The 16607-nt window shown below is 65.9% G+C and carries 14 protein-coding genes; 7 read left to right on the top strand and 7 right to left on the bottom strand.

Annotated elements, in window-relative coordinates:
• Window positions 1–18: 18 nt before the first annotated feature.
• Window positions 19–879 carry a methylenetetrahydrofolate reductase gene (locus HK108_RS09185; protein ID WP_181271272.1) on the bottom strand — a complete coding sequence of 287 codons (861 nt, stop codon included), beginning with the start codon at window positions 877–879 and terminating at the stop codon, window positions 19–21.
• A 144-nt stretch (window positions 880–1023) separates the two neighbouring features.
• Here HK108_RS09185 and HK108_RS09180 point away from each other — a divergent pair, with 144 nt between their 5' ends.
• Window positions 1024–2328, top strand: a complete 1305-nt coding sequence (locus tag HK108_RS09180; RefSeq protein ID WP_181271271.1) for a glycine cleavage T C-terminal barrel domain-containing protein — start codon at window positions 1024–1026, stop codon at window positions 2326–2328.
• A 438-nt stretch (window positions 2329–2766) separates the two neighbouring features.
• On the opposite strand, the gene HK108_RS09175 is transcribed toward HK108_RS09180, so the two are convergent.
• The gene (locus HK108_RS09175; RefSeq protein WP_181271270.1) at window positions 2767–4227 is read right to left on the bottom strand and encodes an APC family permease; all 1461 of its coding nucleotides are present in this window, start codon (window positions 4225–4227) and stop codon (window positions 2767–2769) included.
• A gap of 170 nt (window positions 4228–4397) precedes the next feature.
• On the opposite strand from HK108_RS09175, the gene HK108_RS09170 reads away from it, so the two are divergent.
• Entirely contained in the window at window positions 4398–5732 is a 1335-nt protein-coding gene (locus HK108_RS09170) for a TrkH family potassium uptake protein (protein WP_229664044.1), read from the top strand.
• Window positions 5733–5804: 72 nt separating this feature from the next.
• Entirely contained in the window at window positions 5805–6542 is a 738-nt protein-coding gene (locus HK108_RS09165; RefSeq protein ID WP_139469405.1) for a potassium channel family protein, read from the top strand.
• A 46-nt stretch (window positions 6543–6588) separates the two neighbouring features.
• Here the strand turns inward: HK108_RS09165 and HK108_RS09160 are convergent, their stop codons facing one another.
• The 3 genes from HK108_RS09160 to HK108_RS09150 form a co-directional block, all read right to left on the bottom strand.
• On the bottom strand, window positions 6589–6885 hold the full coding sequence (locus HK108_RS09160) for an antibiotic biosynthesis monooxygenase family protein (protein WP_181271269.1): 297 nt from the start codon (window positions 6883–6885) through the stop codon (window positions 6589–6591).
• Between the two features lie 131 nt (window positions 6886–7016).
• Window positions 7017–7865: a hypothetical protein gene (locus HK108_RS09155; protein ID WP_181271268.1), complete on the bottom strand. Its 849-nt coding sequence runs from the start codon at window positions 7863–7865 to the stop codon at window positions 7017–7019.
• Window positions 7862–8824 carry an ABC transporter ATP-binding protein gene (locus HK108_RS09150; RefSeq protein ID WP_181271267.1) on the bottom strand — a complete coding sequence of 321 codons (963 nt, stop codon included), beginning with the start codon at window positions 8822–8824 and terminating at the stop codon, window positions 7862–7864. Before HK108_RS09150 ends, HK108_RS09155 begins: the two co-directional genes overlap by 4 nt.
• Window positions 8825–8867: 43 nt before the next feature.
• On the opposite strand from HK108_RS09150, the gene HK108_RS09145 reads away from it, so the two are divergent.
• A complete protein-coding gene (locus tag HK108_RS09145; protein WP_181271266.1) occupies window positions 8868–9533 on the top strand; it encodes a TetR/AcrR family transcriptional regulator in 666 nt (221 codons plus the stop codon).
• Window positions 9534–9701: 168 nt separating this feature from the next.
• On the opposite strand, the gene HK108_RS09140 is transcribed toward HK108_RS09145, so the two are convergent.
• Entirely contained in the window at window positions 9702–10940 is a 1239-nt protein-coding gene (locus HK108_RS09140) for a site-specific DNA-methyltransferase (RefSeq protein ID WP_181271265.1), read from the bottom strand.
• Window positions 10941–10977: 37 nt separating this feature from the next.
• Between HK108_RS09140 and HK108_RS09135 the strand changes: the two genes are divergently transcribed.
• The 3 genes from HK108_RS09135 (at window position 10978) to HK108_RS09125 (ending at window position 15044) form a co-directional block, all read left to right on the top strand.
• A complete protein-coding gene (locus tag HK108_RS09135; protein WP_219922295.1) occupies window positions 10978–12603 on the top strand; it encodes an FAD-dependent oxidoreductase in 1626 nt (541 codons plus the stop codon).
• Between the two features lie 123 nt (window positions 12604–12726).
• Window positions 12727–13761 (top strand): ABC transporter substrate-binding protein, encoded by a 1035-nt coding sequence (locus HK108_RS09130; protein ID WP_229664060.1) that lies wholly within the window; start codon window positions 12727–12729, stop codon window positions 13759–13761.
• On the top strand, window positions 13758–15044 hold the full coding sequence (locus tag HK108_RS09125; RefSeq protein ID WP_181271263.1) for an alpha/beta hydrolase-fold protein: 1287 nt from the start codon (window positions 13758–13760) through the stop codon (window positions 15042–15044). The genes HK108_RS09130 and HK108_RS09125 overlap by 4 nt, the downstream gene beginning before the upstream one ends.
• Before the next feature lie 91 nt (window positions 15045–15135).
• On the opposite strand, the gene HK108_RS09120 is transcribed toward HK108_RS09125, so the two are convergent.
• Window positions 15136–16587 (bottom strand): helix-turn-helix domain-containing protein, encoded by a 1452-nt coding sequence (locus tag HK108_RS09120; protein ID WP_219922294.1) that lies wholly within the window; start codon window positions 16585–16587, stop codon window positions 15136–15138.
• Between the last annotated feature and the right edge of the window lie 20 nt (window positions 16588–16607).

Below are 16607 nucleotides of genomic sequence, written 5' to 3'. Positions count from 1 at the left end.
TCGCTTCTCACCACTCGATCACCACGCGGTCGAGACCTCTTCGGCGCCGCCGAGGGCCGCGAGCTGCTTGCGGCGCCAGACCTCGGTGTCCTTGATCTGATTGAACGTATAGATGTGCAGACCGGCGACGCCCATTTCCGGGTCGTCGAGGACCGAGCCGACCTTGTCGAGAAACTTCCGCGGGTTGTAGCCGCCGGGCTTGGCCATTCGCGTGAAGGTCGCCGTGTTCTTCCGCAGGAACCGCGTGGACTCACCCACCCCGATCTTCGTTGCGACCCGGGCGAGCTTCGCCAGCTCCACCTTCCCGGCGATGCCGAGGACCAGCGGCAGTTCGACGCCCCGTGCGCGAACCCTGGGCACCCAGGACGCGATGAGCGCCGGGTCGAAGCACAGGTTCGACACCAGGTGCGTGGCGTAGTCGCGTTTGTCCCACATCGCCTGGATCGTCACATCGTCGGGGATGATCGGGTGCGATTCCGGATAGGCGCTGACGCCGATGTGCTGGAACGGTGCGGCCATGGATGAGAGATCGACGAGGAGGTCGTGCGCACCGACGTATCCGCCGGCCGGGGGAGTGGCGTCTCCCGCGGGGACGAAGATCCGGTCCACAGCCGCCTCGGCGAGACGATCGACGATCTCCGTGAGCTCGGGTCTGCCGTGGATCATCCGTGCGGCCAGGTGGGGCACGGCGCGGAAGCCCAGGGCCTGGAGCTGTTCGGCCGTGGACAGCGTCGCCTCGAGGGTCAGCCCCGTCGACGCGGTCACCGTGATCTCGCGGCCCGGTGCCACGTACTCCTCGATGCGTTCGACGATCCCGGCCGTGGGCAGAACCTCGTAGCGGGCGGTGCTCAACAGCCTGCGCAGCGTTGACTGTGACATCCTCGTCTCCTTCTCGGAGGTCGATTCATGAAACTCGCATGTGCGAGTCCCTTGCGTCCCGGTGTGTCCGATCCTACACTCATTGTACCCATGATATGGGAATCAAGTTCCATAATATAAAACTGTGCAAGCAGGGGGAACACCATGGACAACAATGTCCCGTCAGTGGACCAAAGCGACAGAGAAGTCCCGATCAACCTTCGTCAATCCGGCCCCACCCCGGTCGAAATGCTCATCGACACCCGCGTCCGTAAGTCGCCCTATTGGGAGCTGTCTATGCAGCAGGGCTGCTGGCGGGCGTCGATCTACAACCGGATGTACCACCCACGCGGCTACATCCCCCGCGACGAGGGCGGGATGATGGCCGAGTACCAGTCCCTCGTCAACGATGTGACCCTGTGGAACGTCGCCGTCGAACGGCAGATCCAGGTCAAGGGTCCCGACGCCGAGGCGTTCGTCAACTTCGTCATCACCCGTGACGCGACGAAGATCCCGGTGATGCGCGCCCGCTACGTCATCCTGTGCAACGAGGCCGGCGGCATCCTCAACGATCCGATCCTGCTGCGGGTCGGCATCGACGAATTCTGGTTCAGCCTCTCCGACACCGACCTCATGCTCTGGATGCAGGGAGTCAACGTCGGCGGCCGGTTCGACGTCACGATCGCTGAGATCGACGTCGCACCAGTGCAGGTCCAGGGCCCGAAGTCCGTCGACGTCATCGCCGACCTCGTCGGGGAGGAAGGACGCACGCTGCCCAGCTACGGACTCATGGAAGCTCAGGTCGGCAGCCGCGACGTCATCATCTCCCAGACCGGATTCACCGGTGAGAAGGGTTACGAGATCTATCTCAAGGATGCGACGAAGTACGCCGAGGATATGTGGAACGCCGTCCTGGAAGCCGGCGAGCCGTACAACATCAAGGTCGTCGCCCCCAGCCACCACCGCAGGATCGCGGCGGGCATCCTCTCGTGGGGGCAGGACATGGACTTCGAGACGCTCCCGTTCCAGGTCAACCTGTCCTACCAGGTGCCACGGAAGAAGGAGGCCGACTATATCGGCAAGGCCAGACTCGAGGAGGTGCGCGGGCTGATCGAGGCCGGTACCCCGCCGTATCGCACGCAGCTGGTGGGCCTGCTGGTCGGCGGCAAACCGATTACGGACTATGCGCCGGACTTCTGGCTCGTCTCCGCTGCCGCTGACGGTGAGGCGGTCGGGTACGTGACGTCGCCGTGGTATTCGCCGGAACTCGAAGCGAATATCGCAATGGCCCACGTGCCGGTGTCGGCAACCGAGCTCGGCACCGAATACTGGGTGCATCTGCCGGAGCCGTTCGCAGATACTCCCGGAGTCCCGGTTCGCGCCGAGGTGGTCGAGATGCCGTTCCGCCCGAGCGTGAACCCCAACCAGCGTGAGCGCCTGAAGATGCGCGGTCTCGACGCCGCAGTCTGAGCCGACTCCCGCTCCCCGAGACCGAGCGCGGTCGCCGTTGCGCACAGCCGGCGGCCGCGTTCGCATGTCCGGATGCGCTCGGATATTCGGGCGCGACAGTCGGCTCAGAGCAGCGGCATCACGCACCGTTGGTGCCGAATCCTCCCGTTGGCACTGCCGGCCTCCCTCACCCGGAGTGGCTTCTCCTGCAGGTAGCAATGCACCCCTCACTCACAGCGACAAACCACCCCGGTGCAAAGGGGCGATAGGTCGCTGAAGGTGAGGGATGCGACCGCCGGTGCGGATTGCGACTCACGGTGCGGTGTGCCACTAGTGGTGCGGGGTGCGACTCAAGGTGAGGGGCGGGGGAAGGTGCTGCGCCGCGGCGAAGCGGATCAGGACGCTTCGCCTCGGCGAATAATGGCGCCCCGGCCGCACCTCACACGGCGGCTCCCGCGATCACTTTCCGCGGAGGGCCTTGACCTTCGCGAGGAGTTCGTTCTCGGCATTGGGGCCGGCCTTGATGCCGGTGGGCAGCTTGATCATGAACCAGATGCCGACGAGCAGCCACACCGCGAAGCCGACCCACGACTGCCATGCCAGCTGCGCAGACACCGGGGTGATCGGAATGTAGAGGATGAAGAGGATGAACGTGAGCACCGATGAGATCACGCCGATGACCACTCCGCCATTGCGATCTCCGCCGATGCGCAGTGGGCGTTCCATGTTCGGTTCGCGCTTGCGCAGGACGAGGAAGCCGACGCTGACGAGGAAGTAGGCGATGACGATGGCGGGCGAGCCCGCGTCGACGATCCAGCCGAGCGCTGCAGTGCCGAAGAAGGGAGCGATCGCGGAGAGGATGCCGATGAAGATGATGGCATTCGACGGAGTGCGGTATTTCGGGTGGAGCTTGCCGAACCACTTCGGGATCATTCCGGCCGCGGCCATCGCCCACATGAGACGGGACGAACCCATGAGGAAGGCGTTCCACGACGTGATGATGCCCGCGAGTCCACCGGCGATGACGATCTTGCCCCAGATGTCCGAATCGAACATGATCGACAGTGCGTCTGCGGTGACGAGGTCATGAGTGCCCAGCTCGTCGGCTGGCATCGCCATCGAGGTGGTGCCGATGATGATGATGTAGAAGACGATAGCCATGATGACGGAGAGGACGACGAGCTTGCCGATCTTCGCCGGTGGCAGCTTGACCTCCTCGGCGGACTGCGGGATGACGTCGAAGCCGACGAAGAGGAACGGCACGACCGCCATGACGCCGATGAATCCGGCGCCGCCGCCGGTGAACAGCGGCTCGGTGTTCTCGAGGCTGCCGCCGACGAAACCGCCGGTGAGCAGCATGAGACCGACGATGATGAGGAACCACACGACGAAGGTCTGGACCATCGAAGCGAGCTTGACGCCGCGGATGTTCACCCAGGCGATGATGATGGCTGTGATCGTGCCGACGAGTGCCCAGGTGAGGTACACGTCGAAGCCGGCGACGTTCCAGAGCTTGATCTGCTCGAGGTTCGGGAACAGGTAGACGGCGGTCTTCGGCACCGATACCGCCTCGAACATGACGACGCTGATGTAGCCGCCGGTGATCGCCCATGATCCGAACAGGGAGACGCGGGGACCCATCGCCCGGATGAGATAGTTGTGCTCCCCGCCGGCATGCGGCATCGCTGCCACCATTTCCGAGTACACGGTGCCGACGAAGCACATGATGATGCCGCCGACGGCGAAGGCGATGATGGCGCCGAGCGTGCCTGCACCGTTGAGCCACTCCCCGGTGAGGACGACCCAGCCGAAGCCGATCATGGCACCGAATCCGATGAAGAGTGCGTCGACCGTGCCGAGAGCCCGGACGAAGCCGTGGCCTCGATCTCCGGTGACGGTCTGGGTTTCAGGTTGACTCATGAGGTTCCTCGACACTTCTCTGTGGATGGACGAACAGGTGCTGGGCCGTGCCCCGGGCATGAGCCGAATCACGGCAACTCCGATAAGGCAGAGTAGCAGGATTCTGACCGTTACCGGTGAGTTGCCTGCGGGTGACGCCGAACCGTTGCGATGGTGCTACATTTCGTCTGGTGCACAGCTCACATCGCTCAGCGATCGTCCGCGTCATCGCGGGCTACCTGGCAGCGTTGGTCACCGGAACCACTCTGCTCATGACCCCGGCGGCCACGGTCGCCGACGGCGGCATCTCACTGCTCAAAGCCCTCTTCACGGCCACCTCGGCGCTCAGCGTCACCGGACTCGTCGTCCTCGACACCGGTCAGGACTTCACGCTCTTCGGTCAGATCGTCATCATCTGCCTCATCCAGGCCGGCGGTCTCGGCGTGCTCCTGCTCACCGCACTGCTTGCCCTGCTGCTGGCGGGAAAGGCCGGTCTCCGGCTCCGCCAATCCGTGGCCTCGGAGACGAAGAGCGATGCGATCGGCGGCGTCAAGCCTCTCGTCCTGCGCATCACGGCACTGACCTTCGGCACGGAACTCGTGGTCGCCTCGGCGCTGTTCCTCCGATTCTTCCTCCACTACGACGAACCCGTCACGGCCGCGATCTGGGATGCGATCTTCCACGCGATCTCCGCGTTCAACAACGCCGGATTCGGGCTCCGTCAGGACAACCTCGTCGACTACGTGGCCGATCCCTTCATCTGCGGTCCGATCGGACTGGCGGTCATCCTCGGCGGGCTCGGCTATCCCGTCCTCATCGAACTCGTCCGGCGCTACCGAACTCCGCTGAAGTGGGGTCTGACCACGCGGATCATGGTCGTCATCACCCCGGTTCTGCTCATCGGCGGCACTGTCTTCATTGCCGTCATCGAGTGGAACAATGCGGCGACGATGGGCCATCTCGACGCGTGGGGGAAGATCCAAGCAGCGACCTTCCAATCGACGATCACGCGCACGGCCGGGTTCAACTCGATCGACATCAGCCAGATGCACACGGTGTCCTGGTTCGGGATGGACGTCCTCATGTTCATCGGCGGCGGACCGGCCGGCACGGCCGGCGGCGTGAAGATTACGACGATGGCGGTGCTCGCGGCGACGACGTGGACGGAGATCAGCGGCGGACGATCCGTGACCCTGTTCGGTCGCCGCATCTCCCGTGACGTGCATCGACAGGCGACGACGGTCATCGTCCTCGCGCTCGGCTGGGTGCTGCTGGCGACGATGGTCATCCTCCTCTGCGACCCGAGATTCGGCCTCAGCCGGGTCCTCTTCGAGGTCATCTCCGGATTCGGCACGGTCGGTCTGTCGACCGGGATCACCGCAGATCTGTCCGCGCCCAGTCAGATCGTCCTCATCCTCACCATGGCGCTCGGCAGGCTGGGTCCGGTGACCGTGGCGTCCGGTCTGGCCCTGCGCGAGCGCCCCATCCGCTACGAACTGCCGAAGGAACGGCCACTGATCGGCTGATGGCAGGTCCGTCGAAAGCCGAATCAACGACTGCCGACACCCCTGCCGAGGCGGCCCAGAAAGGAAAAGACCATGAACGAGAAGAAGAACTGGATGGCGCGCTCCGCGTCGTTCTTCACCGGCGACCCCTCGCCGCTGGCGAAGGACGGAGCGGTGGCCGTGATCGGGCTCGGCCGCTTCGGCGGATCCCTGGCGCGCGAACTCGCAGAGCATGGAGTCGAGGTCATCGGCGTCGACCGTGACGAGTCCGTCGTGGCCGAGTTCGCCGATGTCCTCGCTCATGCCTCTCGCGCCGACGCCACCGACGAGGTGGTGCTGCGACAGCTCGGCATCGACGAGGTCTCCCGCGTCGTCATCGCCATCGGCAGCGACCTCGAGGCGAGCATCCTCGTGGCCTCGCGGATCCTCAAGCTCGGCAATCGGCACATCTGGGCGAAGGCGATCAGCGAAACCCACGCCGAGATCCTCCATCAGCTGGGCATCGGCAACGTCATCAGCCCCGAGAACGACATGGGTAGGCGTCTGGCCCACCTGATCAGGGGGCATATCTCGGACTTCCTGCCCATCGACGAGGACTTCGTTCTGGCGCGCACCACTCCGCCGGTGCGCACGACCGACGTGCCTTTGGCCTCGCTGGGGCTGCGCACGAGGTACGACGTCACGATCGTCGCGTTCAAACGCCGCGGCGGCACCCACTGGGACATCGCCGATCGGGACGTCACGCTCTACGCCGACGACGAGATCCTCGTGGCCGGCAGCCCGAAGAAGGTCGAAGCGTTCAGTGAATTGGACAAGGACGCCGACGCATAGGTCGACGTCCTTGGGGGCCGTGTTGCCGCGGTTGGTCCGGCGACCGTCACTCGCCGAGGTCGACGACCTCGAACTCGAGGAGGTTCGCCTGCTCGGAGACCGGAGCCTTGCCGGTCGATTCGTGGGAGGACGTCCGGTTGGCCTTCCAGTTCTCGAAGTCCTCCTTCGTCGCCCACTGGGTGTAGACGAAGTACTGGTCCCCGCCGGCCACCGGACGCAGCAGCTGGAAGCCTTCGAAACCGGGCGCCCCATCGACAGAATGCTTGCGCTGCGCGAACCGCTTTTCGAGTTCCGCCCGAGCGGGTTCGGGGACGGTGAGGGCATTGATGGCGACGACTGACATGGTTGCTCCTGTTCGAGTTGGCAGCTGAGTCACCTCGACCCTACGTCGTTGACCCGAGCGCTGTCCGAAGAGTCCGATTGTTCGCCCGCAGAGTCTCAGATCCGATCTCAGGGCTGGTCTCGGAATCTGCTTCAGAAGTCCTGTCTGCGCAGCCGCCACGTCGCCAGAACTGCTCCGCCGACCACCCAGGCGACGAGGACGAGGAGGGCCGGGAGGACACCGATGTACTCGGTCCCTCCCGCCTCGGCGACCCCGCTGATGTTGTGCACGGCGCCCAAAGGGAGGAGCGGTCGGAGGACGGACGCGAGAGCGTCCGGCAGCCAGCCGGCGAGCATAGACCCGACCAACAGGGCCAACGGGGTGAGAACTCCGCCGGTGACCGAGCGGAAGACGACCGCACCGAAGACCGCGAGAAGCGAATAGATGACGGGCAGAAAAGTGCTGCCGAAGGCCAGCCGCAGATGGCCGGAGCTGCCGGCCACGGCAAGGACCTCCGACCAGTCGGCCCCGGCGAGCGTGGCCGCGAGGAGGCTGCCGCTGATCGTCACGGCCACGGCCGTGGCGACGGCTGCGACCGTGGCGGCCGCGCCGATGACGACGGCCTTCGCCGCGACGATGCCTGATCGCCCGCGGGCGCGCAGCAGGGCCTCGGTGATCGCGCCGGTGCGGAACTCGACCCCGGCGAACCATGCCGCGAGGACGACGAGCACAGCCGCGGCGGCATCGACGCTGAGGACGCTGGCCGAGAGCACATCCTCGGTGCTCGTCTCCGACAGCGGGGCACCGCGGGTGGCGGGAATGGTGAGCACGAGCAGCACGGCCGAGACCGCGCCCGCGATGAGCGTGACGACGAGCAGCTGACGCGACCGGCGCAGGTCACGGAACTTCACCCATTCGGCACGTATCCAGCTGGGTCGGAGGGCGATCGGTGCGGCCGATACTCGCAGAGAGACCGGGATGGTCGGTGGTGTCGAGGTCATGCCGTCGCTCCCTGTATCGGGTGTCGAAGTGTGTGCCTGTGCCGATCGTCGCCGGTGTCCGTGAGGCCGAGAAAGGTGTCTTCGAGGCCGCGCTCCTCGGTCGCGAGCCCTGTGAGTTCGACCCCGAGACGAACACAGAGCCTGAAGATCTCGACGGGCTCGAGTCCGGTGATCGCGGCGTGAGTGCCCGATCCGTCGGGGTCGACCGAGATGCCCTCGTCCCGCAGGTGATCGAGCAGCGGTGCGAGGTTCGTCCCCTGCACCTGCACCCGGCTTGAGGATTCCCGCCGCAGCTCCTCGAGGGGCCGGTCTGCAATGAGGGCGCCGTCGCGGATGATGATGACGTGATGGGCGATGAGCTCCATCTCCCGCAGCAGATGGCTCGACAGCAGCACCGTTCTGCCTGTGCTCGCGAAATCCGTGAGGAGCGATCGCAGCCACGTGATTCCGGCGGGGTCGAGCCCGTTGAGCGGTTCGTCGAGGATGATCACCTCGGGGTCGGTGAGGAGGGCGGCGGCGATGCCGAGCCGCTGACGCATGCCCAGTGACAGTTGTGAGATGCGGCGGGAGCGTGCGCGGGTGAGGTCGACGAGGTCGAGCATCTCGTCGATCCGGGCGGGTGCGGTTCCCGTTGCCGCGGCGATCCAGTCGAGATGTCCTCGTGCGGTGAGCCCCGGCAGCATGTGCTCGGCGCCGAGGAATGCCCCGGCGATGCGTGCGGGCTCCGCGTGCTCGGGCAGGGGGCGGCCGTGGACGGCTGCGGTGCCGGAGCCCGGTGAGGTGAGGCCGAGGATCATCTGCAGCGTCGTTGATTTGCCCGCGCCGTTGGGGCCGAGGAACCCCGTCACCTGGCCAGGTGCGACGTCGAAGCTGAGTTCGTCGACGACGCGGTGTCCGCCGTAGCTCTTCGTCAGACCGCGGACCGAGATGCCTTCATCGACCGATGGCAATACATTCATACTGCAATAATGATGCAAGTTGAACGTATTGTAAAGTGGGAGGATGCCGAAGATCGTCGACCATGCCCAGCGCCGCACCGAGATCGTCCATGCCCTGTGGCAGGTCATCTATCTCAAAGGGATCGACGGGGTGTCGTTCCGTTCCGTCGCCGAGGCGGCAGGCATCTCCATCGGTCGCGTGCAGCATTACTTCCCCTCGCGCAGTGAGCTCATCCTCGAGGGGTGCCGACAGATCGTCGACAGCGCCGAGGCGGCAGGTCCGGAAGGTGCCGATGCGTCGTCCGACCCCGGTTCCGCCGAGGCGGTGAGTGCGCTCCGTGAGTTCTGTTTCGCATTCATTCCCGCTGGTGAGACGATGTGCATCGGTGCATCCGTGTGGTACACCTACGTCGCCCGGGCGGTGATGGACGAGCAGATCGCCGACATCATCCGCGCCAGCGATCGTGCGACTCTCGAGCTCGGAATCCGCCTCTATCGGGCGGTCTGTGGGGGCGATGGTGACGCTGAAACCGACGACGCCGATGGCACCGGAGGCACCGGTGGCACCGATGACTCCGGTGGCACCGATGGCGAGGTTGCGACTGCGTGGGCGATGCGGATGATCGCCTTGGGCAAGGGGCTGGCTCAGGAAGTCATGCTCGATGAGCGCAGCGCCGCCTCGGCGAAGGCAATCCTCGAAGCGGAACTGGAACCACTGGTCGCACACTGACGTCACATTCTGGGAACGGTCCGGCGCCGTACCGTCGGAGGAGATTGTTGAGGCGATTGTTGGGTCGATCCACGGTGTTCTGGAGGTCGAAAACACCGTGGATCGACCCAGCAATTCAGTCGGAAGGTACGGCGGGGCGGTCTTCGGCTGGCACGTCGCCGCCGGGCGCTATTCGCCGTCGACGACCTCGAGCTGGGTGAAGGTCAGTCCGGGGGAGTGGACATCGGCTGCGCGGCGGATGCGTTCGGCGGTGAGTTCGCTGATCGTAGGGAATTCGACTCCGCCACCAGCTGCCGTCACCACGGCCCGGGCCGTCTTCGACCGCAGCGGCTCCGGGGTCTGCACGAGCACGAACGACCGCGACCCCTGATCCCGTTCGTTCGCGGCCATCACGGCCTGCGCAGTGGTCCCGGACCCGGCGAAGAAGTCGAGGACGATGGCATCGGAGTCGAAGAATGTCTGCGAGGCTACGAGCGCCTTCACCAGCTCGACCGGCTTCGGGTAGCTGAACACTCCCGCCAGGCCCAGCGGCTCCAGATCGTTCTGCCCGCCGAGCGCCTTGATGATCGAGTACAGCTTCGAACTCGCCTTCTCCGCCGGGGTCACCCGCACCACCGCGTGCTTGCCCTCTGTGCCCCAGGGTCGCAGGATGTACTCGCCCGATTCCAGCTTCGCGTCCACCTCGGCGAGTTTACCCTCACCCTTGACGGCGACGATGTCCTCGTACATCAGCCGCCGCTCGGACCCGCGGGCATAGCGGCCGAAGCCGGCGCGCAGCACATCGGTCTCCACGAGCATCCGCCTGCCGTTGATGACCTCGAGCTTCGCCGGTGACTTCTTCTCTGTGAGGAACGGCCCGACCTGATTCGCATCGCGGGCCCACACGTGCACATAGTCGTGCCCGCGCACGAAGGAGCGGGCGTTGCCGCCGCCCTTCGCGCGCTGATGGATGAGCGTGCCCAGCGAATTGTCTTCACCGAAGATCTCGTGCCCGAGCAGCTGAGCCCACGCGCTCTCCTTGTCGTCGAGATGGAGGAAAAGCACCCCGTCCTCACGCATGAGCTCACGGGCGAGCAGCAGCCGCGGGGCCATGAATGACAGCCAACTGGCGTGATCGTGCCCGTGATCTTTGTAGGTGTGCGCGTTGCCCGTGTTGTACGGCGGATCGATGTAGACGACCTTGACCTGCCGGCGGTGCGTGGCCAGCAGGGCGGTCAGCGCGGGCAGATTGTCCCCGACGACGAGCAGATTCTCGTGTGGATCGGGAACGTGAGCGGTGCCGTCGACGTCCCACAGATGTGGACGACCATCACCGAGGTGGCCCTCCCGTTCAGGGCCACCGTCCACGAGGCGGCGACCGAGGTCGAAGGCGGCGGCCTTGCCGGTCCACTCCAAGACGGTCGTCATCCTTCTCCTTCATCCCGAACGGTGCCAAGATTGCTGTATGAGTATTTCACGAGTGGCCGTGGTCGGTGCCGGTATCCTCGGTGTCGCCGCCGCCCGCGAAGTCACCAAGCGGTTCCCCGACGCCGAGATCACCGTCTTCGACAAAGCTGAGAACGTCGCTGCACATCAGAGCGGTCACACCTCCGGAATCGTCGACTCGGGTCTCGGCCAGAAACCCGACTCGGCGGAGGCGAAGCTCACCCGCCGCGGCCTCGAGCTGCTCATTCCCTATATGGCTGAGGCAGGCGTTCCCTACCGGGAATGCGGGCAGCTGCTCATCGCCCAGAACACCGATGAGGCCGAACGCCTCGAAGAGATCTTCGCCCGCGCCAAAGACAACGAGGTTCCAGGCGCCAGACTGCTCGAGCGCCACGAGATCGGAGCAGTCGAACCGGCCGCCAGAGGAGTTCTCGGGCTCTTCTCACCCCATGCGGCCATCGCCGACTTCTCGGCGCTCACCGCAGCGCTCGCCTCCGATGTGCGCGCCGCCGGAGGGACATTCCGCTTCGGCACCGAGGTCACCGGATTCGACACCATGAGCAACGAAGTCCGACTGCGTGGGCGCCCGGTTCCGCCAGAAGAATCGCCGGCGGGGGAGGGAGCCCCAGCCGGAGAGTCCGATCAGGTCGACCGTGGTGCGAACACGGCCGGCGAACGGGGCGGGTCGGGCAAGGATGCCGTCGATGACCGCGACCGACGCGACGATCAGGTCCACGACCGCGACCAGCGCGACGATCAGGTCCATGACCGTCCGCGCACCTATCGCGGAGAAGAGGGCCGCGAACCCGTCATCGGCATTGCAGACGAGCTGCGCGATCGCTTCGGACAACAGGACTGGTTCAAACAGGCCGAATCGACGCTCGGCGAGTGGACGCAGAAGGTCTCCGACGCGTGGGCGAACCGCGACGGCTCACGCCTCGGCGACTCTGGCTCACGCACCGGTGGAACGCCCGGCGGCAGCGCGCGCAGCGAAGCGCCAGTTGAGGAAGTGCTCGGCACCTTCGACATCGTCATCGTCTGCGCTGGTCTCCAGGCCGATCGCCTCGCCGTCTCTGCGGGACTCGACGCCGAACCGAGGATCGTACCCTTCACCAGCGACTTCTACCGAAGCCCGGCCACCGACACCGAGGTGGTCCGCGGCATCATCGGGTCCGTTCCCGACCCGCAGTCCCCGTTCGCCGAAACCTCGATCGTCCGAGGACTCGACGACGGACTCATCCTCGGACCGAACACCTTCGTCGCCCTCGGCCGCGAGTCCTATGATCGGCACGGATTCGACCTGGCCGACATCACATCGACCGCCCGGTCCAAGGGGTTCTGGAAGTTCGCCGCACAGACTGCGAAGACAGCGGCCCGCGGAGTGAAGCCTATTGTGAGCAAGACTGCTTTCGTCGACGGAATCCGCCGCTTCGTTCCCGAGCTCGACCAGAACGACGTGGCGCCCGGGGCCCGCGGTGTCCGAGCTCAGGCGATGACCGCCGAAGGCGAACTCATCGACGAACTCACCATGACCAGGCGCGGCAGGCTGACCGTGGTCAGGTCCGTGCCGAAGTGGGCGGCCACCTCGGCGCTGGCGATTGCCGAAACGATCGTCGATCGGGCCTTCGAGAACGCGGCCCGCTGAGATCGCCCCGCCGCGGACCGTGCCGCGCTGACGTTCCCAGCTGACCTGCACCGCCGCTCTGGGACGCAGACAGCTCCTATGGTAATTTAGCTTAGGCTAACCAAACTATGAGCGAAAGTGACGATGCCCGTGCCCGCGATTCGACCCGCCTCCACCTCGACGTCTCCGACATTGGCGGTCCGCCGGCGCCGATTGCCGGCACTGACCTTCGCGTTCGCCCTCGCGCTCACCGGGTGCGGGGGAGGCTCCGCCGACGGGACCGATGCAGAACGAGCGAGTGCAGGCAGCGTCGACGACGCCTTCGGCTCCGTTGACATCGGGAAGGCCGAACGCGTGGTCGCTCTCTCCGTCTCCGATGCGGACGCTGCTCTTTCCGTAGGTGTGGTCCCCGTGGCGATGACCGAAGCTCCGGTCGAGCCCGTGATGCCGTGGGCGGAGGAGACGATCGATGAGCTCGGCGGCGACGATCCGGAGCTCTTCCACTGGTCGACCGAAGACACGATCCCATTCGAGGACATCGCGGCGTGGAAGCCCGATCTGATCCTGGCGACCGGGACCATCATCGGCAAGGATACCCACGACCAGCTCAGCGAAATCGCGCCGACCCTGGGCACGGCCGAGGAGAATACCCCCGACAGCTGGCAGTCACAGGCCGAGCGGGTCTCGACCGTTCTCGATGCGAAAAACGAAGGGGAGGAAGCGATCGAAGCGGCGCAGACAGCGATCGACGATGCGGCAAAGGGCCACCCGGACCTCACCGACAGGTCCTTCCTCGTCGCGCTCTTCCACAGCCCCGACGAGGTGGGAGTGCTGACCGATCGGGACTCGGCCACCGTCCAATTCTTCAGCGAACTCGGGCTGACGCTCGACCCCGTGGCTGACAAGATGGCCGACGGGTCGGTCCCCGACAGCCTGTCCCTGGAGAAGCTCGACGTCCTGCAGAGCGATATCCTCGTCGGTTACTTCCCCGATCCGGAGCTGCGGAAGAAGTACGACGGAGTCCCCACGTTCTCGAGCCTGCCAGCCGTTGAAGGCGGCCACTTCTACCAGCCGACCGATGAGGAATGGCGCGGGCTGCGCTCCGTCTCCGCGCTCGCGCTGCCCGAGATCGTCGGCCCCATCGCAGAGAAGCTCGACACGGCGGCGGTCGGATCATGACCGGGACCAGCGCGATCAATTCGTCGGCGGAGCAGACCGGTTCGGCCTCTGCCCTGTGCACCTGGACAGAGATCGGCCCGGACGAGAGCTGGAGGCTGCAGGTGGAACTTCCGGCCACAGCCATCCCCGCCGAGGCAGTCCCCGGAGACGAGCAGGAGATCTTCGTCGACCTCAACGGAGTCACCGACCGACGGAATGTGCCCGGCGGGATCATGACCCGGCGCCCTGCCCGGGACGAGGGCGGCGACAGTGCCGACGGTGCCGACGCGACGAGGTATTCGATCGAGCTGCCGGTTCCGCGAGGGTATCGCGGGGCGCTTCGCTTCCTGCCCGTGCCACGAGGACTCCAAGTTGCCGACCGTCCGACATGGCTCGATGTCCTCGAACGGGGGTTCGTCCCCGCCGGTGACCATGATCTGCCCACGGTCACGGACATGCGCAGGAAACAGGTCCTCGAGCTCGCCGCACCCGATGCCCAGCCCCTGATCTGGACCGGTGGGGACCGGCCGGCGACCGACTCCCGCAGCGGGGCAGGCGAAGGTCGGACCGACGTCGACGAACAGGTCATCACCCTCGGTTCCGCGCCGAGGCGGATCTGGACCCACCGGCCGCAGCGAGGTCCCGCCTCGGCGCCGGTGCTCGTCGTCTTCGACGGGGAGAGGTTCATCCGCGGGGGACTGCTCGCAGCGATCGACGAGCTGGTGTCCCCGCCGTCAGCGGTCATCGCCATCGACCATGCACCCGTCGTGGACGCCGGCCCCGACGAGGACGCGGCCGTCGGCCAGCGCGCCGACGACCTCGTGATGAACTCTCGGTTCTGCGACGACGTGCTCGCGCTAGTTCGTCAGATGGCGCCGGAGGTCTCGGCCCGCACGATCGTCGCGGGCGCCTCCTACGGCGGACTGGCCGCGGCGTACTTCTCCCTGCGGCACCCGGAAGCGTTCCGCGGGATCTGCCTTTCGCCGTCGTTCTGGGAATCCGACGATCAGGGGCGCAGGATCTGGGATCTCGCGCCGAGCCGAGCGGACGGTGAGGCGGGCGGACGCGCAGGGGCGCCGGAGTCTCGGACGGTGGAAACCCGGCCGGCGACCGCCGCACATCCGACGTTCAGTGTCGACCACGGGATCCTCGAGACTGTCATTGCGGACTCGGTCGCCGAGGCGACCGAGGAGTTCGCTGCTCGCGGCATCGACTTCGCACCTCGGTCGTTCGTGGGCGGGCACGAGTATCTGTGGTGGCGCGAACTCATGCTCGTCCGTCTGGCCGAAGTCCTGGCGGAATGACCCGAACGCCAGTCAACGTGGGTCGGGGAGCACCCGAAGTGGGGGAGCCGCCTCGGCGAGGGTCTTCTGCATCGTCGATCGGAGCCGTCGATCAGTCGGAATGGCGTTCGAGGAACTCGTAGACCTCGGTGTCGTCGACGCCGGGCACCGCTCCGGGTGGGACCGCGGCGAGCAGGGAGGCGTGCATGCGGGCCGATGGCAGCGCCTGATCCTCCCATTTCTCGGCCAGGTCATCCGGGGCCTGCCGGCAGCAGGACGGATCCGGGCATCCGGACTGCGAGCGGATCGGTGACTCCCGTCCTTCGAACCAGCGGACGTGGGAGAACGGGACGCCGACGCTGATGGCGTAGTCGCCGCCGGGCAGCACTCGGGCGGTGCACCAGAACGATCCGTGCGGGGTATCGGTGTACTGGTAGTAGGGGCTGAATCGGTCGGCGACGCGGAAGACGGTGCGCGACGTGAAGCGTTTGCACGCGAACTGTCCCTCGATCGCGCCGAGCGGATCGGTGGGGAACGGCAGCCCGTCGTTCGAGTACGCCTTGTGGATCGTGCCGGAATTGTGGACCTTCATGAAGTGCACGGGCAGTCCGAGGTGCTCGGTGGCGAGGTTCGTGAACCGGTGGGCGGCCATTTCGTAGCCGACGCCGAACATATCGCGCAGATGCTCGACGGAGAGCACCCGCTTCTTCTTCTCCTCCTCGAGCATCGGCACGGCCGCGGACTCGGGCAGCAGGATCGCGGCCGCCAGATAGTTCGCCTCGACGCGCTGCTGGAGGAATTCGTGGAAGTCCTTCGGGGAGTCATAGCCGAGCACATGCGGAGCCAGGCTCATGAGCAGGTGCGACCGCGGATCGAATGCGGCGTCGGCGTTGGGCAGATACAGCCGCTTGTTCGCGGTATCCGAGATCGACCGGGTCGATTCGGGCAGGTCGGAGACGTAGTGGAGGCTGAAGCCGAGCTTCTCGGCGATGAGTGCCGTCTGCCGCTGTGACACCGTTCCGGATTCGTAGCCGACGAGGTCGAGCAGCTCGGCGGCGGTGGCCTCGAGGTCGGCGAAGTAGTTGTTCTTCTCCTTCATCCGTTCCCGCAGCTCACGGTTGGCCCGCCTGGCCTCCTCCGGTGTGGCCGCCCGCCGTTCCAGGGCCTCGCCGAGCTGGCGCTGGAGGCCCACGATCGCCTCGAGGGCATCGGCCGGCAGCGACTTGATCCGCACCTGCGGCAGGCCGAGGGCCGAGTACATGGGGGAGGCCTGATTGCGTTCGGCCTCCAACTCGAGGGCCTGTCGTTCGTCGATCGGAGCGGGGTCGATGAGCTCGGAGACATCCGTCTTCAGCGCCTTCGCAATCGCGGCCAGGAGCGTGACAGAAGTTTCTCGCTTGCCGTTCTCGATCGTCGAGATCTGCGAGGCCGCACGCCCCACTTCCTGCCCCAGCTCGTTGAGGGTCAAACCGCGTTTCTTTCGAAAAAAGCGGATTCTTCTGCCGATGCTGAGTGGGTCGGTCTGCTGCTCTTCGCTCTCGACTTCCGCGCCAACGCTGTTCAAGGCGCCTCCCTCGGCTTCTG

It is taken from the genome of Brevibacterium sediminis (assembly GCF_013623905.1).
GTDB classification, from domain to species: domain Bacteria; phylum Actinomycetota; class Actinomycetes; order Actinomycetales; family Brevibacteriaceae; genus Brevibacterium; species Brevibacterium sediminis.
Note: the sequence above shows the minus strand (reverse complement) of the source record. Positions and strands in the feature narration are given on the sequence as shown.